The sequence below is a fragment of the Reyranella sp. GW821-FHT12G01 genome (assembly GCF_058806575.1).
The window spans coordinates 554,609-575,842 of the sequence record NZ_JBXAPV010000001.1 but is presented as its reverse complement, the minus strand read 5'-3'; the positions used below and the strand labels follow the sequence as shown (position 1 = coordinate 575,842).

The following is a 21,234-nucleotide window of genomic DNA, read 5'->3' as shown; positions in this document are numbered from 1 at the left end:
ATGCAAGCCTCCTCCGTTTTCGACAGCGAAACCCTGGCAAATCGTGGCTTCGCCGTGGCGCGAAACCTGATCGGCCCCGACGAGTGCCGCACCTTGGCCGCCCTGTGGCCCGAGCAGGCCCGATTCCGTAAACATATTGTCATGCAGCGCCATGGCTATGGGCAGGGCGAATACCAGTACTTCGCCTACGACCTGCCCAAGCCCGTGCAGCGGCTTCGCCAGACGCTCTACCCGGCCCTCGCCGAGGTCGCCAATCGCTGGAACGAGCAGCTGGGAAAGCCCAAGCGCTTCCCCTCGACCCTGGAGGCCTGGCTGCGCGAATGCCACGAGGCCGGCCAGACGCGGCCGACGCCGCTGCTGCTGCGCTACGGGCCCGGCGACTACAACTGCCTGCATCGCGATCTCTACGGCGAGATGGTCTTCCCGCTACAGGTCGTGGTGATGTTGAGCGCGCCCGGGCGCGACTTCACCGGCGGCGAGTTCATGCTGGTGGAGCAGCGCCCGCGCATGCAGTCGCGCGGCGAGGTCGTGCCACTGCAGCAGGGGGACGCCGCGATCTTCGCCGTCAACGAACGGCCGGTGAAAGGTGTCCGTGGCTGGCATCGCACCGCCATGCGCCATGGCGTATCGAGCCTGCATACCGGCCAACGCTTTACCCTGGGCGTGATCTTCCACGACGCGGCGTAGCCGCGGAGAGGCGCGCGCCTAAACCTGGGCGACCGCGGCGATGTCGGCGCGCAACTCGGGAATGCCGAAGCCGGTCTCGCTGCTGGTCGGCAGGACGATCGGGTGGGCGGCGCCGTGCTTACGCGCGACCGCCTCGGCGTCCTTGATCGCGCGCGGCACGTCCGCGGCACGCAGGTAATCGGTCTTGGTCAGCAGGAGCTGGTAGGAGACGGCGGCGCTGTCGAGATTGCGCATCGTCTCGCGGTCGCTTTCCTTCACGCCGTGCCGGCCGTCGATCAGCACGAAGATGCGCATCAGGGTCGGACGGCCGCGCAGATAGGCGGAGGCCAGGTCCTGCCACGTCTCCTTCATCGAGCGCGAGACCTTGGCGAAACCGTAGCCCGGCAGGTCGACCAGCATCAGCCGGTCGCAGAGGTTGAAGAAATTGACCTGCCGCGTGTGGCCGGGATTGGCCGAGACGCGTGCCAGGGTGCGGCGCCCGGTGAGCGCATTCACCAGGCTCGACTTGCCGACATTGGAGCGGCCGGCGAAGGCCACTTCGGGCAGCGAGATGCCGGGCAGGGACTCGATCGAGGCCGCGCCGGAGACGAAATCACAGGGGCCCGCAAAGAGCTTGCGCGCCGCCTCGATCTCGGCCGGCGAGCGGCCCTCGTCGATCTCGTCAGGTGACTTGTCCGGCATCAGCCCTTCTTGCCGGTTCCCTTGCCGCCCTTCTTGTCAGTGGGGGCGGGAGTCGACTCGGCCGACACGGTAGCCGGGACGGCCTTGCCGCCGATCGGCGCGCCGTGGCGACGCATGATCATGTACTGCTGCGCGATCGAGAGCGTGTTGCTCCAGGCCCAGTAGATCACCAGGCCGGCGGCGAAGGGCGCCAGCATGAAGGTGAACAGGATGGGCAGGAACTGGAACACGCGCGCCTGCACCGCATCGGTCGGCTGCGGGTTCAGCTTCTGCTGCAGGTACATCGTGACGCCCATGATCATGGGCCAGATGCCGATGTTGAAGAAGTGCAGGAACTGCGGGACGTCCCACGGGAACAGGCCGAAGCCCGTCAGGATCGTAAGCGGATCGGGCGCGGACAGATCCTTGATCCAGCCGTAGAACGGCTGATGGCGCATCTCGATGGTGGTGTAGAGCACCTTGTAGAGCGCGAAGAACACCGGGATCTGCACGACGATCGGCAGGCAGCCCGCCGCCGGATTCACCTTTTCCCGGCGATAGAGCTGCATCAGCTCCTGGTTCATGCGCTGGCGATCCTCGCCATAGCGCTGCTTGAGCTTCTCCATCTCGGGCTGGAGCCGCTTCATCTTGCTCATCGCCGCATAGGACTTGTTGGCCAGCGGGAAGAACACGGCCTTCACGACCACGGTCAGCACCAGGATCGACAGGCCGAAATTGCCGAGATGCACGTAGAGCCACTCGAGCAACCAGAACAGCGGCTTGGTGAAGAACCAGAACCAGCCCCAGTCGATCGTGAGGTCGAACTTCTCGATGCCGTACTTGCTTTCGTAGTCGGAAATCACCCGCACGATCTTCGCGCCGGCGAACAGGCGGGCGTCGGTCGTGACGCTCGCACCCGGCGCCACGGCGACGCCGCTGCCGACATAGTCGACCTGGTACTTCACGTCGGCGCCGGCGCCGGTCTGCTTGATCGAAACATCGACCTTGGACTTCTGGTCGGGCACGAGCACCGACATCCAGTACTTGTCGGTGATGCCGACCCAGCCACCGGTGGTGTTGATCTTCTGCTGTTTGCCGCCCTTGAAGTCGGAGTAGCTGAATTCCTTCAGCGTGCCGTTGAAGACGCCGTACGGGCCCTCATGGAGGATGTACATGCCCTCGAACTTCGGCTCGCCGTAGCGGACGATCAGGCTCCACGGGAACAACGTTACGGGCTTGTCGGTCTTGTTCTCGACGCTCTGCTTCACGTCGAACATGAAGAATTCGTCGATCGCGACGGTGAGACCGAAGATCAGTCCATCGCCATTGTCCCAGGTGAGCTTGACCGGCTTGCCGGGCGCAACGGTCTGCGCGTCCGACGTCCACACCGTGTCGGCACCGGGCACCTTGATCGCCGGATCCGACGCCGACCAGCCGAACTCGGCGTAGTAGGGATGCTCGCTGCCAACCGGCGACAGGACCGGCACCGGCGGGCTCTTGGGATCGATGGTCTCGCGATACTTAACGAGCTGAACGTCGTCGATGCGCGCGCCCTTGAGCGAGATCGAGCCGGTGAGTTCAGGCGTGTTGAAGGTGACGCGCGGCGTCAGGAGAACGGCTTCGCCGCGGCTCACGACCGGCTGCTGGGTCGGCGTGTTGCCGGGGCCGGGCGTCGAACCCGGCGTCGTCCCGTTCTGGCCGGCGGGCGCGGCCGGCGCGCCCGACGGCGTCGTGGTCGAGGCCTGCTGCTGGGCGTTCTGGGTCGCCTGCTTGGACGGCGGGAACACCACCTGCCAGCCCACGATGATCAGCACCGAGAGAACGATAGCGACGATAAAATTCTTCTGATCCATTTGTCGGCGATCTTTCGTGGCGGCTCAGGAGCGCCGGGCGGAGTGACAGGAAAGCGGCGCGCGCGGGCGGGACGCGGCCGACGGAACGGGATCGTAGCCGCCGGCGCCCCAGGGGCCGCAGCGGCACAGTCGATGCGCAGCGAGCCAGCTCCCCCGCAGCGCGCCATGCTTCGACAGCGCTTCCGCCGCATAGGCCGAGCAGGAGGGCTCGTAGCGGCAGGCACCGACGAAGAAGTAGGCGAGCGTGAGTTGGTAGAGACGAACCGCGCCGCGCAGGACCAGAGACATCATGCGGCCCGGAAACTGGCGATTTAAGTGGGCCGGCGCAAGCTGCCAATGCAGTTCATGGGGCAGTCATGGCGTCGCTATCGGCGCGGGTGCGGCCTCCGGGATCGCCAGCGACTTGAGGCGCTTCAGCGCCTCGCCCAGCTCGGCCCGCAGCTTCTGGTAGTCCCGGGTGATCGCGCCCTGGCGGCCGACCAGCACATAATCCTGATCGGCGCGCGCCATCTGCGGAATCACCTCCCGGGCGATCTCGCGCAGGCGGCGGCGGACGCGGTTACGCACCACGGCATTGCCGACCTTGCGGCTGACGGTGAAACCGACCCGGATGGCGGGAAAGGCGAGATTCGGCGGCAGGGGCGCCGTCTGCAGCACAAAACCGGGCATGGCACATCGCCGCCCGGCCTGGACGCGTAAAAAGTCGCTACGATTCGGCAGACGCCCGAGGCGCGCCGCAGCCAATAGAACTAGGCCGACAGACGCTTGCGGCCGGACCGACGGCGGTTGGCGATGACCTTGCGGCCACCGACGGTCGCCATACGGGACCGGAAGCCGTGCCGACGGGCGCGGACGAGCTTGCTCGGCTGATAGGTGCGTTTCATGACGCAACTCCTTAAAACACAACAAAGCCCCCCGCGCAGGCGCCGGGGGCAAATTCCGTGGGCGAGGGTAATAAGCGTGTGACCCTTCAGAGTCAACGAGGGCTAGGATGCCGCCCATGACTTCCGGGACCCTCTTTCTTCACGGCTACCGCTACAGCGTCTACGTCCGGATCGCCCGCCTGACCCTGGCCGAGAAGGGCGTGGCCTATGAACGGGTCGAAGTAAATCCGTTCGCGGCCGATGTGCCGGCGGCCTATCTGGCGCTCCACCCGTTCGGCCGCGTCCCGGCCCTCGTCCATGACGGCTTCGCCCTCTACGAAACCGGTGCCATCACCCGCTACATCGACCGCGCCTTCCCAGGTCCCGCCCTCCAACCCACGGATCCCCGGCGGCTTGCCCGCATGGACCAGATCGTCGGTGTGGTCGACGCCTATGCCTACCGGCCGCTGGTGCGGCAGGTCTTCGTCCAGGATGTCGTCCGGCCCCATAACCGCGCCCCAGGCGATCCCGCGGAGCTGGCGAAGGGGCTGGCGGCGGCGGCCAAGGTCCTCGACGCGCTTGAGGCGCTGGCCGCGACGGACACCTGGCTCACGGGGGCCGAAGTCTCGTTGGCCGATTTCCACCTCGGCGCGATGGTCGCCTACTTCGCGCAGTCCGCGCGCGGCGCGGCGCTGCTCGCCGAACGTCCCCGGCTCTCCGCCTGGTGGCGACAGCTCGGCGCGCGCCCGAGCCTCGCTGCGACAAATCCCGGTCTTCCAGTCACTCAGGCGTGACAGCATGTGCTTTGAGGATCGCCCCCGCAGCGTCAATATCCATGTGGGGCGAGACGAAAGGCCAGATGAATCCGTCGACACTGCGCCGGCTGCTGCCAGTGGCGATCCTGCTGGCGGGATTGGCGACCTTCCTGCTGCTCGGTCTCGAGCGCTACTTCTCCTACGAGATGCTGGGCCGTCATCAGGCGGCGCTGACGGCGTGGGTCGCGGCGCATCGCACGCTGGCGGCGCTCGTCTTCCTGCTGGCCTATGCGATCATGGTCGCCTTCTCGTTGCCCATCGCCATGCTGGCGACGCCCGTGGGCGGCTTCCTGTTCGGCACCTGGATAGGGGCGTTCCTTTCGGTGATCGGCGCGACGGCCGGCTCGATCGCCGTGTTCCTGGCCGCGCGCTACGCCTTTCGCGACCTCTTCCGCGCGCGCGCCGGCGCAAAGCTGGCGCGGTTCGAGGAGGGATTCCGGCACGACGATTTCAACTACCTGCTGTTCCTGAGGCTGGTGCCGATCTTCCCCTTCTGGCTGGTCAACATCGTGCCGGCGCTGCTGGGCATGCGATTGCTGCGCTACGGCCCGGCGACATTGCTCGGCATCATCCCGGCGGCGGTCATCTATTCCGGCGTCGGCGCCGGCCTCGGCATGCTGCTGGAACGCGGCGAGCAGCCCAACCTCGGCATCATCTTCGAATGGCGCATCCTGCTGCCGCTGCTGGGACTGGGCGCCCTGTCGCTGCTGCCAGTCGTCTACAGCCGCCTGCGCCGCCGGCCTGCGGGTTGAGATGAGCGACCTGCTCACGCCCGATGTCTGCATCGTCGGCGGCGGATCGGCCGGTCTGGTCGTGGCGGCGGGTGCGGCACAGCTCGGTCTCGATGTCGTGCTGGTCGAACGCGCGCTGATGGGCGGCGATTGCCTCAACTTCGGTTGCGTGCCGTCGAAGGCCCTGATCGCCGCCGCGCACGCCGCGCAGGCGCAGCGAAGCGGCGCCGCCTTTGGCATCGCGCCGGTCGAACCCAACGTCGATTTCGGCAAGGTGATGGATCACGTGGCCGGCGTGATCCAGGCCATCGCACCCAACGACTCGGTCGAACGCTTCGAGAAACTCGGCGTGCGTGTCCTCAAGGAAGAGGCGCGCTTCGTCGGCCGCACCGAACTGCAGGCCGGCACCCATCGCATCCGCAGCAAGCGCATCGTGCTCGCGACCGGTTCGCGGCCCACGCTGCCGCCCGTGCCCGGGCTTGCCGAGGTGCCGCACTTCACCAACGAGACGCTCTTCACCAACCGCACGCTGCCCTCGCATCTCGTAGTACTGGGCGGCGGTCCGATCGGCCTCGAGATGGCGCAGGCCTTCCGCCGCCTCGGCGCCCGCGTCACCGTGCTGGAAGCCGCGACCTGTCTCGCCAAGGACGATCCCGAACTCGCCGTGATCGTCGTGGCCCGGCTGCGCAGCGAAGGGATCGACCTCCGCGAAAAGACCCGCGTTGCCAGGGTCGAGCGAACGACCGATGGCGTCGCCGTCGTGCTCGACGGCGAGACGCGGATCGAAGGCTCGCACCTGCTGGTCGCGACGGGGCGCACGCCCACGGTCGAAGGTCTCGACCTCGACAAGGCTGACGTGGCGCACACGAAGCACGGCATCACGGTCGACGATTCGCTGCGCACCTCCAATCGCAACGTCTGGGCGATCGGCGACTGCAATGGGCGATATGCGTTCACCCACATGGCGGGCCACGAAGCCTCACTGTTCATCCGCGGCGCTCTGTTCCGCGCACCCGCCCGGCTCGATGCCGGGCTCGTGCCGTGGGCGACCTACACCGATCCGGAGCTAGCACAGGTCGGCCTGAACGAGCGCGATGCCCGCGCGCGCCATGGCGACGGCATCAAGGTCCTGCGCTGGAAGTTCTCCGAGAACGATCGCGCGCAGACCGATCGCGAGACCGACGGCCTGGTGAAGGCAATCACCGATCGGCGCGGGCGCGTGCTGGGGGCGGGCATCGCGGGACCGCAGGCGGGCGAACTGATCCAGACCTGGTGCCTGGCCCTTTCCGGCCGCCTGAAGGTCTCGACCCTGGCGGGGTTCGTGCCGCCTTATCCAACGCTCGGCGAGACGGCCAAACGGGCGGCGGGCAGCTACTACACCGAAACCCTGTTCGGCCCGCGCACCCAGGGCCTCGTGCGCTTTCTCGCACGATTGCCGGTCTGGTAGAGTCGCGCCATGACCGCCGACGCCACCCTGACGGAACGGTCCGTCCGCCGCGCGAACCGGCGCAGCACCTTCGGCCTGTCGTGGCGAATCCTGGGCCTCGTGGTGGTTGCCGTGATGACGGCCGAGGTCGCGATCTTCCTGCCCTCGATCGCCCGCTTCCGGCTGGTCTATCTCGAACAGTTGATCGAGAGCGGCACGCTGGCGGCGCTCGCCCTCGACGCCACGCCCGACAACATGGTGACGGAAGAGGTGAAGCGTTCGCTGCTGGCGCATGCCCGGGTCGAGGCGGTCGTGCTGGTCGAGCCGAACAAGCCCAAGCGCGCCCTGATGAACATCGAGCCCCGGCCGGAGATGCAGGGCTTCAACCTCAAGGACCGCGGCGCCCTCGGCCTGATCTGGGACGCGCTGGAAGCGATGGCGCGCGACGGCTCGCATTTCATCCGTGTCGGTGGCGAGTCGGTCCGCCTGCCCGGCGCCATGGTCTGGATCGTCGTCGATGAGCCGCCGATGCGCGCCGCGATGTATGGCTACGCCAGCCGCATCCTGGTCCTCTCGATCATCATCGCGCTCTTCACGGCGGCACTTCTCTACCTCGCGCTGCGCTGGCTGGTCGTCCGACCACTGCAGGACCTGTCGGCCGCCATGACTGCGTTCCGTCGTGCGCCGGAGGAAGCGGGCGCCGAGCGCGGACCGGTACGGCGCAACGACGAGATCGGCGTTGTCGACCGCGAGTTCCAGATCCTGCAGCGCGAGCTGCGTGCGTCGCTGCGCCAGAAATCGCGCCTGGCCGAAGTCGGCGCCGCGACCAACAAGATCAACCACGACCTGCGCAACATGCTCTCGACGGCCCGTCTGCTGTCGGACCGGCTGGCGCGCAGCGACGATGAGCGCACGCGCGCGCTGGCGCCGACCATCCTCAACACGATCGACCGCGCGGCACGGTTGGCCAGCGACGCCATCGAGTATGTCCGCGAAAAGCCGTCGCCCCGGCTCGCCGAGGTCGATCTCGCCGACCTCGTCGACGAAGTGGGCGTCGCGCTGCAGGAGCAGGGTGAGGACAGGGACCCCAACCTGCTGCGCACCTGGATCAACGAGATCGGCAATGGCTGCACCGCGCGGTGCGACCGCGACGTGCTCTACCGCGTGTTCGTCAATCTCGGCCGCAACTCCTTCGAAGCCGGCGCCACGAGCGTCACCGTCCGCTTCCGGCGCAATGGCGGCTACCTGCTGCTCGAAGTGGCCGACAATGGACCGGGCATTCCCGCTGCGGTGGCCAAGCAGCTGTTCCAGCCCTTCACCACCGGCGGACGCCAGGGCGGCACCGGTCTCGGCCTCGCCATCGCCCGCGACCTGGTGCGCCTCCACGGCGGCGACATCGCCCTCATCGAATCGAACGAGCAGGGCACGCTGTTCTGCTTCACGCTGCCAGCGACGTAGCTGTCGTCAGCCTTCGCTCTTCAGGCGCGCAATGAAGGCGCGGACACGCTCGGCATTGCCGCCGAGGTCGGATTCGCCAAGGCGACCCTTGGATCGGATGTCGACACGGCTGCCGCCGGCTCCCTGCGGCCGGATGCGGATGACGATGTCGTCGCGAAAACCGAACCACGGGCTGGTCGCGACGGCTTCGAGGCGACCATCGGCGGGAACACGCGCCACGACATCCCATCCCAACGCTGTGGCTGCACGGTCGGCCCGCTTGAACGCCTCGGCCGGCGGCACGGCCAGCACGACGGGCTCGATATCGGGGAAGGCGGCGCGTTGCAGCGCGGCGCTCTCCTTCGGATAGGTCGGCGGATTGGGTGCGCCGCGCCGCAGTTGCGCGGTGGCCACCAGCGGCGGCGGATTGGCCGTGTCGGTGGTGATGTCGTTGATGGCCGGCCGCTGCTGCGCCTGCAGGAACCAGTGCAGCGGCACCCACCCACCGGCCGCGCCGATCGCGATCGCCAGGAAAGCGGCGACGAAGCCGCGCCGCTTGTCGCCGGGACGGGCCGGCAGAATGGTGGCGAGGCCCAGCGCCACGCCAGCGACGGTGAGATAGAAGCCGTAGCGGAACAGCGCGATGGCCGCCTCGATATCGAGGCCGACATAGCGGTGAAGCGGACCGGAAACGGCTACGATCAGCGACCCGATGGTCGCTAAGATGAAGGCGATACGCGCCAGTCGATGACTAATCGGATTGGTCGGCCTAACGAACATCCAGGCTCCGCTGCAATCGCATCGTAACCGTGAAACGCAACTTGCGCATCCGCTCGACAACCGACCTTTCATTCTCTATGCGGCGGCGATGACGACGGCCGACACAATCCGGCGCCGGGCCATGGCGGCAGGCCTCATCTCGATCGGCCTGTGGAGCTCGCTGGCCCTCCTTTCGGTGTCGGCCGGGCCGATTCCGCCGTTCCAGATGGTTGCCATGACGTTCGCGGTCGGGGCGGCGATCGGCATCGCCCGCGCCCTGTCCCGTGGCGTCGGCTGGTCCGGGTTGGTCGTCTGGCCCTGGCGGGTCTGGCTGCTGGGGATCGGCGGCCTGTTCGGCTACCACGCCCTTTACTTCGCGGCCCTGCAGCTCGCCCCGCCGGCCGAAGCCAACCTCATCAACTACCTGTGGCCGCTGCTGATCGTGCTGCTCTCCGCGCCGCTGGCCGGCGAACGGCTGGGCTGGCCGCATCTTTTGGGCGCGGCGTTGGGGTTTGCCGGTGTCGCGCTGCTGGCGTTCGGCCGTGGCCTGCACTTCGCCGACAGCCACGCGCTCGGTTACCTGCTGGCGCTGGGCTGCGCCTTCGCCTGGTCAATCTATTCCGTGCTGTCGCGACGCTTCGGCGAGACCCCGACCGACGCCATCGCCGCCTTCTGCGCCGCGTCGGCCCTGCTGTCGCTGGCCTGCCATCTCGCGTTCGAGCGCACCGTCTGGCCCGCGACCCCATCGGCCTGGGCCGCGGTGCTGGCGCTCGGCCTCGGACCGGCCGGCTCGGCCTTCTATTTCTGGGACCATGCGGTGAAGCGCGGCGACATCCGGGCGCTGGGCGCGCTCTCCTATGCGACGCCCATCCTGTCGACGGCGATCCTGATGGCCTGCGGGCTGGCCGAACCGACCGGCACGCTGATCGCCGCCGCTCTGCTGGTCACGGTCGGCGCGGTGCTGGCGTCTCGCGATCTCTGGAAGCGTCAGTAGATTCAAGCGGACCGCGGGCCTCCAGGCCCGCTCATGAGGCGGGCCTGGAGGCCCGCGGTCCGAATGAGTGCTAGGCGCCCGGCTCCCAACCCGGCGGAGCGAGATCGAAGCCGGCGAACTCGAAGGCCGGCGCCACCGTGCAGCCGACCAGGGTCCAGTTGCCGAGCGAGCGGGCGGCCTGCCAGACGCCACGCGGCACCACGATCTGCGGCGTCTCGCCCAGGCCGAAATCAGCGCCCAGGCGCAGATGGCGGGACGTGCGGCCGTCGTCGCTCAGGGAGAGTTCGAGCGGCGCGCCGGCATAGTGATGCCAGGCCTCGTCGGCATCGACCTTGTGCCAATGCGAGCGCTCGCCGCCCTTCAGCAGGAAGAAGATCGCCGTGCTGGCGCCGCGCCCGCCCTTGCCGGTGGGGTCGGCCGCCCGGAACGTCTCGCGGTAGTGCCCGCCCTCGGGATGCGGCTGCAGCCCGAGCCGGGCGATGATCTCGTCGGCCGTCACGTCAATCAGGCCGGCGGCGGAACGGTGGCCTTCATCGACGGCGTCTTGCCGAAGGCGGTGAACCACTTGGCGAGCTTTGGTCGCTTGGCGCGCCAGTCGTGATTGCCGAAGCGGAAGTCGAGATAGCCCAGCGCGCAGCCGATCGAGATCGTACCGATGGTCGGCTTGCCCTTCAGCGCCTTCGATTCGGCCTCGAGCTGGTCGAGCACGCCGTCGATCTTCTTCATCTGGCCCTTTGACCAATCGGGCCAGCGCTTCTCCTCGGGGCGCAGGAAGCCCTCGTAGCGGGCGAGCAGCGCGGCATCGAGCAGGCCGTCGGCCATCGCCTGCTGACGCAGCGCCATCCAGCGCTCGCGGCCCTTGCGCGGGAACAGCTTGCGGCCCTTGTGCTGGCTGTCGAGGTACTCGCAGATCACCGGCGAGTCGAAGAGGTCCATGTTCTTGATGGACAGCGCCGGGATCTTGCCGACCGGATTGTGCTTGTCGACGTCGCCGTTGGGAGCGACCGGCGTCAGCGCCACGTTCACCAGGTCCATCTTCTTGTCGAGACCGGTCTCGAGCGAGAGCACCCTGACCTTGCGGGCATAGGGCGACGACGGCGAGTAGTAGAGCTTCATCTTGGCCATGGTCGGTCTCCTGTTATCCGGTCGCGTCAGGCGCCGGCCATCTGCGGGATATCCGTGTCGTTCAAGCGCACCTTGCGGGCCGTGTCGACGAGCTGCTGCCAGGTCGTCGAATCGATTGGAACGCCGTTCTTCTCGCGGTCGAGCTTGCGCGCCCGCTCGGGCTCGCCCGGCACCAGCACTTCGTCGACGCCGGGCTGCGGCTTGGCCGACTTCACCCAGTCGATGAAGGTGTCGACCTCGTCCTCGAAGAAGGCGGTGCCGCCCATCGAATCGGGATCGATGATGATCGACAGCATGTTGTTGATGATGTCGGTGCCGTTCTTCTTGATCGTGCGCGGGCTGTGCGTGCGGCCGCCGGTCAGCGCGCCGGCCAGCAGGTCGCAGATCACGGCGAGGCCACCGCCCTTGTGCAGACCGAACGGCAGGATGGCGCCGTAGGGCGCGTTGTACATCACGCCCGGTTCGGTGGTGGCGTTGCCCGCCGCATCGATCAGGAGGCCTTCCTCCATCTGGATCTTCTTGTTGTTGGCGACCCGCACCTTGCCCATCGCGACCTGGCTGGTGGCGAAGTCGAGCACGATCGGCTCGCGGCCCTTGCGCGGAATGGCCGTGCAGTAGGGATTGGTCGTGAAGCGCGCCTCGGCGCCACCGAACGGCGCGACCAGCGACTTGTGACCATGCACGTTCACCCAATGGGTGCTGACCATGCCGGCGCGCGCGCACTGCTCGCCCCAGTGACCGATACGGCCGATATGGTGGGAGTTCTTGAGGCCGACGACGCAGACGCCGTGCTTCTTCGCCCGCTCGATACCGATCTCCATCGCCTCCTTGGCGATGACCTGACCGTAGCCGGCGCCGCCGTCGATCACGATCACCGCGCCATTGTCGCGATCGATCTTGGCGTGGTGGTTGCGCTTGCAGGCGCCGTTCATCGTGTTCTGGATATAGGACGGCATCATGCCGACGCCGTGGCTGTCATGACCGTACAGGTTGGCGAGGACGAGATGGTCGGCGACCAGCTTCGCCTCCTCGACGGAGCTGCCGTCGGCCCGGCAGATCGCCATGGTGAAATCATGCAGGCGGTCGGGCTTGATACGCACTTCGCCAACGGAACCCTGCCCTTCGGCCATACCTTGATCTCCCCTTTACATTCGGGCGGCAAGGTTCCGCGTCGTCACGGCCCTGTCAACGACGAAGCGGTTACAGGTACAGGCCCACGCCAAACGCGCCCTGATTTCGCCCTGCTGCGCGGCCAGACACTGTCTGCGGCGTGGCCCGGTCCGGGCCGCCCGTGGTAGTGACCACTAAAGCCCTTTCGTCGTTTCCGGGAATCGCGCACCGAATGCGATCTCTAGCTCGCCTCGCATGGCTCGTGCTGCTGTTCGCCAGCGTCGCGGCCTCCGCCCAGTCCGTGCCGCCGCCGCAACGACCCTTCAGCCAGCTCGTCGAGCTGTGGGGACGCCAGCTCGACCGCATCGCCTCACGTACCGAGCAGGCCGACCTGCTGCCGGTCGAGATCGACGGCCTGCGCGAGCAGGCGACCGACGTGCGGACGGCGGCGATGGCCGCCGCCTCGCTCGCCCGCAACGACCTCGCCGACACCAGGAAGCTCCTGGCGCCGCTCGAGGTGAAGCCCGGCACCGATGCACCACCTGAAACCGACGCGGTGAAGGCCGACCGCGACCGGTTGACCGAGCAGGCCACGGTCTCCGAAAGCCGGCTCAAGCAATGCGAGGTCGTGATCGCCCGCGCCGACCAGCTTCTCGAGCGCATGACCAAGCTGCGCGGCGAGCTGGTGCTGCGGACCCTGCTGCGACGCGATCCTTCCCCGCTTTCGCCCAGCGTGTGGCGGAATATCGGGCCGCAGTTCGTCGCCTCGATATCGTCTCTGACCAAGGCGATGGCGATCTGGAGCCGCGACGGCTTCCTCTCCCTGAGCTCGGGCAGTCCCGAACTGGTGCCGCTCGGCCTGTGGGCGGTCATCACCATCGTCCTGTGGTGGCTGGGCCGGTCGCTGCGCCGCCGCTTCGGCCGGGGCGGCACGCACATCGATGCCCAGCGCGACCAGACCATCGTCACCGCCATCGACGGACTCGGCCTCGTCCTGGTGCCCATCCTGGCGGTGTGGCTGATCGGCAAGCTGCTGCTGGCCAGCAATCCGCCGTCGCCGATCGACACGCTGATCCCCGAAGCCGTGGTGCGCCTCATGCTGCTGCTGCTGGTGTTCGGCATGACGTCGGCGGGCCTGTCGCCGGCCCGACCTGAATGGCGCGTGATGCCGCTCACCGACGACAGCGCCGCCTATCTGTCGAACGCCCTGCGGCGCCTGTTCTCGGTCAGCCTGCCGCTCGAATTCATCTATCTGGCCCTGACGCGCGGCGATGGCCGTGACGCGGTGGCGGCGGTCGGCGCGGTCGTGATGACCAGCGTGGTGGCTGTGCTCAGCCTGCCGGCCCTGTCGAATCGCGCCTGGCGGGCCGCCCGCCCCGAAGGCTCCGAGCTGCCGCCCATGATCGGCGGCACGTGGTGGACGGTCATCCGCCTGGCGCTCGTGGTCTCGGTGTTTTCGTCCATCGTCTTCTCGCTCGTCGGCTACGCGACCCTGGGCTCGCATCTGCATTCCGCGATCTCGACCACCTGCCTGCTGATCGCCGTGGCCTTGCTGCTGCATCGGCTGGTGGCCGATCTTCTCGATGCGGCGGCCGCACCCGGATCGCCGTCGGGCAAGTGGGTCCGCCGCAATCTCGGCCTGGCGCCCGACGCCTCGCTGCGCGGCCAGTATCTCGTGCTGCTGGTCTTCGACGCGGCGCTGGTGCTGGTCCTGTCCATTGCCATCCCCGCGACCTGGAACGTCGACACCGACGCGATCGCCGACGGATTCGGCCAGCTCCTGCGCGGCGTCAAGGTCGGCGGCGTCACGATCTCGCTCGGCAATGTCGGCATGGCGATCGTGGCGTTCTTCGTCTGCATGCTGCTGGCCCGCCTGATCCGCGGCATCGTGCGCGACCGTGTGCTGCCGACCGTCGATGCGCCGATGCCGCTGCGCCAATCGATCGATGCCGGCCTCAACTATGCCGGCGTGATGATCGCCATCCTGGTGGGCATCGGCGCGCTGGGCGTCGACTTCACCAACCTCGCCATCGTGCTGGGCGCGCTCTCGGTCGGCATCGGCCTCGGGCTGCAGAACATCGCCAACAACGTGATCTCCGGTGTCATCCTGCTGGTCGAGCGGCCGATCAAGGCGGGCGACTGGGTGACCGTGAGCGGCCATGAGGGCTTCGTGCGGCGCATCAACATTCGCGCCACCGAGATCGAGACGTTCCAGCGCACGCACGTCATCGTGCCCAACAGCATGTTCCTGCAGAACCCGGTGGTGAACCGCACCTATTCCGACACGTCGAGCCGCATCGAGATCAAGCTCACCGTGCCGGTCGGCACCGACGTGAACGGCATGGAGGCGATCCTGCGCGAGGCCGCACTTGGCCATGCCCGCGTGCTGCGCGTGCCCGCGCCGATCGTGCGCTTCGTGAAGGTCGCGTCCGGCGGGCTCGACTTCGAGCTGTTCGTGTTCGTCGCGCGGCTCGAGGACCGGCTGATCGTCACCAACGACCTCAACCGGGCGATCCTGCAGAAGCTGATCGAGCAGAAGATCATCGACCCCAGCCCGGTGCCGGAGTTCAGGGTGCGCGGCCTCGACAAGGTGAACTTCGCGCTGCACAGCGACCCGTCGCCAGAGACAAAGGAAGGCTCCACGGAAAGGCCGGGCGATGCCCCCGCGACGCCGTAGGGACGAGGCCCCGCCCCGGCGCTGGCCGCTCTATGCGCTGTTCTCGGCCGCAGTGTTTGCCGGCATCGCGATGTGGGCCTACGCGCCCTCGCTGCCGCCCGAGACCCTGATCGCGCGCTACGCCAACGACCGCTCGCGCTTCGTCGATGTCGGCGGCGTCAACGCCCATGTCCGCGAGCAGGGCAATCCCGACGGCGTGCCGATCCTGCTGATCCATGGCTCGAACGGCTCGCTGCATTCGTGGGAAGGCTGGGCGCGAGAACTCGGCAAGACGGCAAGGGTGATCTCGGTCGACCTGCCGGGCCATGGCCTGACCGGCGCCTGGCCGCGTGACGAATATACGGTCGAGGCCTATGCCGACTTCATCGAGGTGCTGATCGACACGCTGCATCTCGACAAGGTCGTCGTGGCCGGCCATTCGCTGGGCGCCGCCGTCGCCTGGACCTTTGCCGCGACACGGCCCGATCGCGTGATCCAGCTCGTGCTGGTCGACGCCGCGGGCTACCCGCGGCAGGGTGGCGACGCGCCCCTGCCGACCCGCCTCGCCCGCACGCCGGTCGTCGGCGACATCGGCATCTACTTCAAGCCGGAGGGTCTGGTCCGTCGGTCCCTTACCGAGGTCTATGCCGATCCCGCGATGGTGACACCCGAGCGCATCCGGCGTTATTCCGAGCTGCAGCGCTTCCCCGGCAATCGCGAGGCGACGCTGCAGCGCGCCCGCAAGCAGGAGCCGCTCGATCCCTCGCCGCTCAAGCGCATGGACGTGCCGACCTTGATCATCTGGGGCGCCAAGGACCGCTGGGTGCCGGTGGCCGATGCCTTCCGCTTCCAGGAGGACATCAAGGGCAGCAAGCTCGAGATCTTCGAGAACCTGGGCCACAACCCGATGGAAGAGGCGCCGCGTGCGACCGCCGCGGTCGTCGCCGCCTTCCTCGCCAACGCGCCGTTGCCGCCACAGACGGCAGCACCGTCCGAACCGGAACCCGACCCGGCCAACGACACCACCGTCCAGCCGTCGGTGGTGCCTGAGAAGGATTAGTCATCGGACCGCGGGTCTCCAGACCCGCCTCATGAGCGGGCCTGGAGGCCCGCGGTCCAATGATTAAGTGCTCTTCAGCAACGCCATCACCTGCGCGAAGGCGCGGTCGGCGATTTCGACGATCTCGTCCTTGGTGCGGTTCTGGATGGGATGCGGCACGTAGACGACCGCCGGTTCGAAGCCCAGCGCATCGCTTTGCGCGGTAACGCCGTCAACGAATTCGGTGGTCACGATGTTGACGCCGGGAAGCCCGCGTCCGTCGAGATTATGAAGGTCGTGCAGACTGCACGATGTGCAAGAGCCTCAATCGCTTAAGGCGATCACCGCGAGCTGCGCCTCGGCCGCGATCGTCTGCATCACCGAAGCCGGCGCCACCTTGGTGTTCGTGGGCTTGCGGTAGCGCTTCGTCGCGACGCCAGCGGCCTTGAAATGACCCTCCAGCCGGTCGAGGAACTCCGCGCCGCGCGACTTGCCGATATCCATCAGCGCCACGACCTTGCCGTCGAGCGAGGACGGGGGCGCAAGGCGGGCGCGGCGCGTCGGCGAAGCTTCGGAAGTGGGGTCGCGCAACTTGCTCGAATAATTCATCGATCGATGTCCTTCAGCGAATCTCGTGGGTAACGGCCTGGCATTCGTCGCTCACGCGCTGTCCAGGCCAGCCACCGATGATGGCGGAGAATAGACCGGCCGGGCCGCCGGCGCGAACGATCAGCACGCCGTCGGGCTGGAACTTGTCGACCATCTTGTCGGCCATCGAGGCGGGCAGCCCTTCGGCGACATTCTGCGCGCCGTGAATCAGGTCGCGGCCGGGCCGCTTCAGCGCCTGATGGAGTTCCTCTTCGATGCGACGGCGGTTCCAGCCACCTTCCTTGAAGATATTGTAATGCTCGGGCGACAGCACGAGCACCGCATTGCCGACGTTGCAGAGCTTGGGATGGCCGACGCCGAACAGGCCCATGGCCAGCGAGCGGACGAGCTCTTCCGGCGTGCGCGATTTCTGGTCGATAAAGCCGTGTACGCCCTCGCCATGGAACAGGGTCACGGCGCTCTTGCCGGCGTCGATGCCGCGGCGTTGCGCCAGCGGCTCCCAGTCCGGGTCGGATTCATCCTCGGCAAAGCAGAACGTGTACTTGCCGGGATTGCCCAGGGTCGCACGGTCCATGCCACCGGGAATGCCGCCGCCGACGTTGCGCACGATGAGCTGCAGCGCACGCCCGATCGTGGCGTTGGCGCGGTTGCCCTGGCCCAGCGCATTGACGCCGGAGTTCATGCCGACGGCCTTGGCCGCCGGTCCGTTGATGATGACCAGAGGCCCCGAGAAATGCGTCGTGCAGAGCAGCCCATGCAGCACGAACAACGGATCGAGCGCCGCCTCCAGCACGCCCAGAACGACGGGCATGTATTCCGGCTTGCAGCCCGCCATCACCGCGTTGATCGCCACCTTCTCGATCGTGCAGGGCGCAAGATTTGGCGGGATGAGGCCGACGACTTCGTCGGGCTTGCGATCGGTGCCGCCCAGCATGCGCAGGATGCGCTCGTCGGTCGGCGGCACGACGGGCAGACCGTCGCTCCAGCCACGCTCGAAACAGGCCTCGATCGGATCGTCCCATTCGCCGACCGGGATCTCGCGCGATGCAAGACCAGGATCGCCGTAGCGCGCGATCAGCGCTTCCTGTACGCCGGGTTCGACGCTGCGCGAGCCGCAGCCGGGCTGCCAGGCGGGCAGGCCTTCGCCCGCTGCCGCGGCGCCGGCGAGGCGGGTCCATTCGGCGCGATCCCAGCCCACGGTGCGCCCGACTTCGCGGCCGCCTTCGTAGCGGATCAAGGTCGGCACGGCCTCGACCTTGAGATGGAAGGAGCGTTCGAGCTGCTGGTCGTCGAGCACGCGACCGACGCCGGACGGAAACGTCGGATCGTCCTGCGTGATTACGGTGAGCGGGCCGGCGCGGTCGAGGCTCTGCATCACCGGCTCGACCAGCACGCAGGTATGGCATTCGTGCTTGGCAACGATCACCAGCCCGTCCGCAGGCAATACCTCAATCATTCAGCAGAGCCTCCACCTGGGCGTCGATGAACGCGGCGTCCTCGGGATTGTCGCGCGGATTGCCAGCGCGATGTCCCCAGACCGACGGGATCTCGACCAGTCTGCCATACCGCAAATGCGGCAGCTCCGCCCGGTTGTCGTCGGTCTGGAAATAGAGATCGGTGGCCGACGGCATCAGCAAAACCTTGGCCTTGATGCCCGAAAGCGCCATTTCGAGGTCACCGCGGTAAAGATCGTTGGCCGAAATATCGCCGTTCTGCCAGGTCCAGAGCTGGGCCAGCAGGTCGTGCATAGCGCGGCGCAGAAAGTTGGCCTCCCACGAGCGGACGAGGAAATCCTCCAGCGTCGTGAAGCCGAGACCGCGCCACATCTCGCGCCGATAGAAGGTCTGGCTGAGCGCCCAGCCGGCATAGATGCGGCCCATGGCGCGCAATCCCTGCTGCGGCGTCGCGGCGGCCTGCAGGGTGGTACGGATGCCTTCGAGGAAGACGAAGTTGTGCGGCGCGGTGCGGGCCGAGCCGCAATTGACGACGATGCGCTCGACCGCCTCGCCGAACAGCGCGCCCCAGTGATAGGCCTGCTGCGCGCCCATCGACCAGCCATAGACCAGCTTCAGCCGGTCGATGCCGAACAGTTCCACCAGCATCTGCCGCTGCAGCATCACGTTGTCGAAGGTCGTGACCTCGGGGAAGTCGGCTGTGTTGGACGGCGACGAGGAGAGGCCGTTCGTCAGCATGTTGGGAATGATGATGAAGTAGCGACTGGGATCGAGGCAGCGCCGCACGTCGACCAGCCATTCGATGTCGGTGTGATGGGCGCCGTAGCTGGTCGGATAGAGGATGACGTTGTCGCGCTTGGGCGACAGCGTGCCGTAGGTCTTCCAGACGATACGGGCCTGCTTCAGCGTGCCGCCGCGCTGCAGCCGGACATGGTCCGCCGTCCAGACACCTTCGCTCGTCCGCATGGGTTCGCCCCCTTTCCCGTTTTTAGTTCAGCCGAAGCTGCGGATGATCTCGCCGTGCACCTGAGTGTAGCTCTTCGCGACGTATTTCAGGTGCGGCCGCAGATGCCGGTGCGCCTCGGGCAGGTGATGGAACGGAATGTTGGGCAGAAGGTGATGCTCGGCGTGATAAGGCAGGTTCCACATCAGGAACCGCACGACGGGATTGGAGATCGTCGTGCGCGTGTTGGCGAAGCCGTCGTCGCTGTTGGGGCAGAGCGTGTGCTCGGTCAGCAGGTAGAGGCGTAGCAACGGCAGGCCGACCAGCAGCGGGAAGAACCAGACCCACAGGATTGCATCGGTCTTGAGCAGGATCGAACCGACGATCAGCACGGCGTAGAAGGCAAGCAGCCAGCGGCCCCAGCGCCGCACCTCGGGCCATGCCGCTTCGTGGATGTAGGTGACGTCGCCGCGGAAGCCGAACGGGAACAGCAGGAGGTCGCGCGCGCGGATCATCAGGAACGGGATCGAGCTGACGCGGAACAGATAGTTCTTCCAGGTGCGCGGCGTGCCGGACGTGATCAATTCGGGATCGCGGTCGGGGTCCTGGGTGTAGCGGTGATGGGCGAGATGATAGTGCCGGTAGAAACCGGCATTGTTCAGGATCGCCGCGCCGGAAAAGAAAGCGAGCAGGTCGGCCATCCAGCGCGTCTTGAACGATCCGTAATGCACCGACTCGTGCAGGGCGCCGAACAGCGAGTTGATGAAGATGCCCTGCAGCAACAGCGCCGGCAGCACCCACCAGGTGCCGCGCGTTAAAAGCACCAGCCAGCCGCCGAGGATCAGCAGGGCCACGTGCGCGGCCGTCTGGATGAGGCCCTTGGTGTCGTCGCGGACATAGAGCCGCTTCAGCACCTCGGCCGGCACCACCCGCATCTGGCGGGCGCGCTGGCCGGTTATTGTATAGGCGCCCATAGGCCTTCCTTGTAGGCGTGCTCGGTCGCCGCTTCGCGCTTCTTCTTCTCGTCTTCGCTGAGGCCAATCTGGTCGCCGACCATGCGCGAGATCGAGGGGAAGGTGCCCTTGGGCTGGACATAGTCGGGCGACCACAGGCGCGAGCGCAGCAGCGCCTTGGCGCAGTGCAGGTAGGCCTGGCGAACCGACACGACGATCGCACATTTCGGCGCCTTGCCCTGCACCGCCATCGCTTCGAGCAACTCCGGATCGACCGACAGGCGCGCGGTGCCCGCGACCCGCACCGTCTCGTTGACGCCCGGCAGCAGGAAGATCAGTGCGACCTCGGGGTTCTCCAGAAGATTGCGCAGCGTATCGAGGCGGTTGTTGCCCGGCCGGTCGGCCAGCGCGATCGTCTTCTCGTCCAGTACCTTGAAGGAGCCCGGCGGATCCCCGCGCGGCGTGACGTCCTGCTTGCCGACGGCGTCGGCCGTCGAGATCAGGCAGATCGGCGACAGGGCAATGAAGCGACCCATGTGGGCATCGATGCGGCCGATATCCTTGATCGCGGCCGTCGCGCTGACCGGCGCGTAGGACGCGACCAGGGCGGCCGCGCCCGCCGCATCGAGCAATTCGGGTTCCGTCGGCGGGGTCGAAAAAGACAGCGAATCAGGCATTTGCGAGACCTCCGGAATCTGCAGGGCAGGGTAGCAGGCACCCCCCTTTGTGGAAACCATCCGGCGCGAGGAGTCGTTGGTTGTTCAGACACACAGCAAAAGGAGGACCAGATGAGCGATTATGATCCCAACCTGGGCCCGGGCCGTTTCGGCTACGACCCCAAGGACCCGTATCGTGCGCCGGATGACGGCCGCCCCGGCTATGTCCTGCTCGCCGTCCTGGCGGGCGTCGCCCTGGTGGGTGGCTTCCTGTACTTCGGCAATCCGCAGAACGGCGCGCCTGAACAGGCGCAGGCTCCCGCTCCGATCGAGCGGACGGTGACCGACACGCCGACGGCGCCGGGCGCGACCCCGAACGCGGACCGCCCGACGGCTATCCCGATGCCGGCCAATCCCGCGGCCCCGGCTCCGGCCACGCCGCGTACCGCTCCGCAGGAGTAAGG

General features: G+C 67.3%; 23 protein-coding genes. 9 read left to right on the top strand and 14 right to left on the bottom strand.

Going from position 1 to position 21,234, the window contains the following annotated elements; genetic code table 11:
* A complete protein-coding gene (locus AC1RP5_RS02765; protein WP_493109042.1) occupies nucleotides 1–687 on the top strand; it encodes a 2OG-Fe(II) oxygenase in 687 nt (228 codons plus the stop codon).
* Between the two features lie 18 nt (nucleotides 688–705).
* On the opposite strand, the gene yihA is transcribed toward AC1RP5_RS02765, so the two are convergent.
* From yihA to rpmH, 5 genes are all read right to left on the bottom strand, one after another.
* Nucleotides 706–1,368, bottom strand: a complete 663-nt coding sequence (gene yihA, locus AC1RP5_RS02760; protein ID WP_493109041.1) for a ribosome biogenesis GTP-binding protein YihA/YsxC — start codon at nucleotides 1,366–1,368, stop codon at nucleotides 706–708.
* On the bottom strand, nucleotides 1,368–3,200 hold the full coding sequence (yidC, locus tag AC1RP5_RS02755) for a membrane protein insertase YidC (RefSeq protein ID WP_493109040.1): 1,833 nt from the start codon (nucleotides 3,198–3,200) through the stop codon (nucleotides 1,368–1,370). The genes yihA and yidC overlap by 1 nt, the downstream gene beginning before the upstream one ends.
* A gap of 24 nt (nucleotides 3,201–3,224) precedes the next feature.
* Nucleotides 3,225–3,491, bottom strand: coding sequence for a membrane protein insertion efficiency factor YidD (yidD, locus tag AC1RP5_RS02750; RefSeq protein ID WP_493109039.1), 267 nt, complete (start codon nucleotides 3,489–3,491; stop codon nucleotides 3,225–3,227).
* 63 nt (nucleotides 3,492–3,554) lie between these two features.
* Entirely contained in the window at nucleotides 3,555–3,944 is a 390-nt protein-coding gene (rnpA, locus tag AC1RP5_RS02745) for a ribonuclease P protein component (RefSeq protein ID WP_493109038.1), read from the bottom strand.
* 5 nt (nucleotides 3,945–3,949) lie between these two features.
* Entirely contained in the window at nucleotides 3,950–4,084 is a 135-nt protein-coding gene (gene rpmH, locus AC1RP5_RS02740; RefSeq protein ID WP_068199953.1) for a 50S ribosomal protein L34, read from the bottom strand.
* A gap of 116 nt (nucleotides 4,085–4,200) precedes the next feature.
* On the opposite strand from rpmH, the gene AC1RP5_RS02735 reads away from it, so the two are divergent.
* The 4 genes from AC1RP5_RS02735 to AC1RP5_RS02720 all read left to right on the top strand — a co-directional run bounded on the left by AC1RP5_RS02735 (nucleotide 4,201) and on the right by AC1RP5_RS02720 (nucleotide 8,493).
* A complete protein-coding gene (locus tag AC1RP5_RS02735; protein WP_493109037.1) occupies nucleotides 4,201–4,857 on the top strand; it encodes a glutathione S-transferase family protein in 657 nt (218 codons plus the stop codon).
* Between the two features lie 65 nt (nucleotides 4,858–4,922).
* Entirely contained in the window at nucleotides 4,923–5,630 is a 708-nt protein-coding gene (locus AC1RP5_RS02730; protein ID WP_493109036.1) for a TVP38/TMEM64 family protein, read from the top strand.
* Nucleotide 5,631: 1 nt separating this feature from the next.
* The gene (locus AC1RP5_RS02725) at nucleotides 5,632–7,056 is read left to right on the top strand and encodes a dihydrolipoyl dehydrogenase family protein (RefSeq protein WP_493109034.1); all 1,425 of its coding nucleotides are present in this window, start codon (nucleotides 5,632–5,634) and stop codon (nucleotides 7,054–7,056) included.
* Between the two features lie 9 nt (nucleotides 7,057–7,065).
* The gene (locus AC1RP5_RS02720; RefSeq protein ID WP_493109033.1) at nucleotides 7,066–8,493 is read left to right on the top strand and encodes a sensor histidine kinase; all 1,428 of its coding nucleotides are present in this window, start codon (nucleotides 7,066–7,068) and stop codon (nucleotides 8,491–8,493) included.
* A gap of 6 nt (nucleotides 8,494–8,499) precedes the next feature.
* Here AC1RP5_RS02720 and AC1RP5_RS02715 read toward each other — a convergent pair whose 3' ends face one another.
* A complete protein-coding gene (locus AC1RP5_RS02715) occupies nucleotides 8,500–9,252 on the bottom strand; it encodes a DUF1499 domain-containing protein (protein ID WP_493109032.1) in 753 nt (250 codons plus the stop codon).
* Nucleotides 9,253–9,373: 121 nt separating this feature from the next.
* Here AC1RP5_RS02715 and yddG point away from each other — a divergent pair, with 121 nt between their 5' ends.
* On the top strand, nucleotides 9,374–10,225 hold the full coding sequence (gene yddG, locus AC1RP5_RS02710) for an aromatic amino acid exporter YddG (RefSeq protein WP_493109031.1): 852 nt from the start codon (nucleotides 9,374–9,376) through the stop codon (nucleotides 10,223–10,225).
* Between the two features lie 70 nt (nucleotides 10,226–10,295).
* On the opposite strand, the gene AC1RP5_RS02705 is transcribed toward yddG, so the two are convergent.
* The 3 genes from AC1RP5_RS02705 to AC1RP5_RS02695 are packed head-to-tail and all read right to left on the bottom strand — an operon-like array spanning nucleotide 10,296 to nucleotide 12,480.
* Complete coding sequence (locus AC1RP5_RS02705; RefSeq protein ID WP_493113278.1) at nucleotides 10,296–10,733, bottom strand: cupin domain-containing protein; 438 nt, start codon at nucleotides 10,731–10,733, stop codon at nucleotides 10,296–10,298.
* The gene (locus AC1RP5_RS02700) at nucleotides 10,730–11,350 is read right to left on the bottom strand and encodes a glutathione S-transferase family protein (RefSeq protein WP_493109030.1); all 621 of its coding nucleotides are present in this window, start codon (nucleotides 11,348–11,350) and stop codon (nucleotides 10,730–10,732) included. The genes AC1RP5_RS02705 and AC1RP5_RS02700 overlap by 4 nt, the downstream gene beginning before the upstream one ends.
* Nucleotides 11,351–11,376: 26 nt before the next feature.
* Nucleotides 11,377–12,480, bottom strand: a complete 1,104-nt coding sequence (locus AC1RP5_RS02695) for a malate/lactate/ureidoglycolate dehydrogenase (protein WP_493109029.1) — start codon at nucleotides 12,478–12,480, stop codon at nucleotides 11,377–11,379.
* Nucleotides 12,481–12,692: 212 nt separating this feature from the next.
* On the opposite strand from AC1RP5_RS02695, the gene AC1RP5_RS02690 reads away from it, so the two are divergent.
* Nucleotides 12,693–15,137, top strand: a complete 2,445-nt coding sequence (locus tag AC1RP5_RS02690; RefSeq protein ID WP_493109028.1) for a DUF3772 domain-containing protein — start codon at nucleotides 12,693–12,695, stop codon at nucleotides 15,135–15,137.
* A complete protein-coding gene (locus AC1RP5_RS02685) occupies nucleotides 15,118–16,176 on the top strand; it encodes an alpha/beta fold hydrolase (protein WP_493109027.1) in 1,059 nt (352 codons plus the stop codon). The genes AC1RP5_RS02690 and AC1RP5_RS02685 overlap by 20 nt, the downstream gene beginning before the upstream one ends.
* A 63-nt stretch (nucleotides 16,177–16,239) precedes the next feature.
* Here AC1RP5_RS02685 and AC1RP5_RS02680 read toward each other — a convergent pair whose 3' ends face one another.
* The 5 genes from AC1RP5_RS02680 to AC1RP5_RS02660 are packed head-to-tail and all read right to left on the bottom strand — an operon-like array spanning nucleotide 16,240 to nucleotide 20,791.
* Entirely contained in the window at nucleotides 16,240–16,764 is a 525-nt protein-coding gene (locus AC1RP5_RS02680) for a UGSC family (seleno)protein (RefSeq protein WP_493109026.1), read from the bottom strand.
* Nucleotides 16,765–16,777: 13 nt separating this feature from the next.
* Nucleotides 16,778–18,220 (bottom strand): thioredoxin family protein, encoded by a 1,443-nt coding sequence (locus tag AC1RP5_RS02675; RefSeq protein ID WP_493109025.1) that lies wholly within the window; start codon nucleotides 18,218–18,220, stop codon nucleotides 16,778–16,780.
* Nucleotides 18,213–19,184 carry an alpha/beta fold hydrolase gene (locus AC1RP5_RS02670; protein WP_493109024.1) on the bottom strand — a complete coding sequence of 324 codons (972 nt, stop codon included), beginning with the start codon at nucleotides 19,182–19,184 and terminating at the stop codon, nucleotides 18,213–18,215. The genes AC1RP5_RS02675 and AC1RP5_RS02670 overlap by 8 nt, the downstream gene beginning before the upstream one ends.
* Before the next feature lie 27 nt (nucleotides 19,185–19,211).
* Nucleotides 19,212–20,135 (bottom strand): fatty acid desaturase, encoded by a 924-nt coding sequence (locus AC1RP5_RS02665; protein WP_493109023.1) that lies wholly within the window; start codon nucleotides 20,133–20,135, stop codon nucleotides 19,212–19,214.
* A complete protein-coding gene (locus tag AC1RP5_RS02660; protein WP_493109022.1) occupies nucleotides 20,117–20,791 on the bottom strand; it encodes an MSMEG_1061 family FMN-dependent PPOX-type flavoprotein in 675 nt (224 codons plus the stop codon). Before AC1RP5_RS02660 ends, AC1RP5_RS02665 begins: the two co-directional genes overlap by 19 nt.
* Nucleotides 20,792–20,902: 111 nt before the next feature.
* Here AC1RP5_RS02660 and AC1RP5_RS02655 point away from each other — a divergent pair, with 111 nt between their 5' ends.
* Nucleotides 20,903–21,232, top strand: a complete 330-nt coding sequence (locus AC1RP5_RS02655) for a hypothetical protein (RefSeq protein ID WP_493109021.1) — start codon at nucleotides 20,903–20,905, stop codon at nucleotides 21,230–21,232.
* Nucleotides 21,233–21,234: the final 2 nt, after the last annotated feature.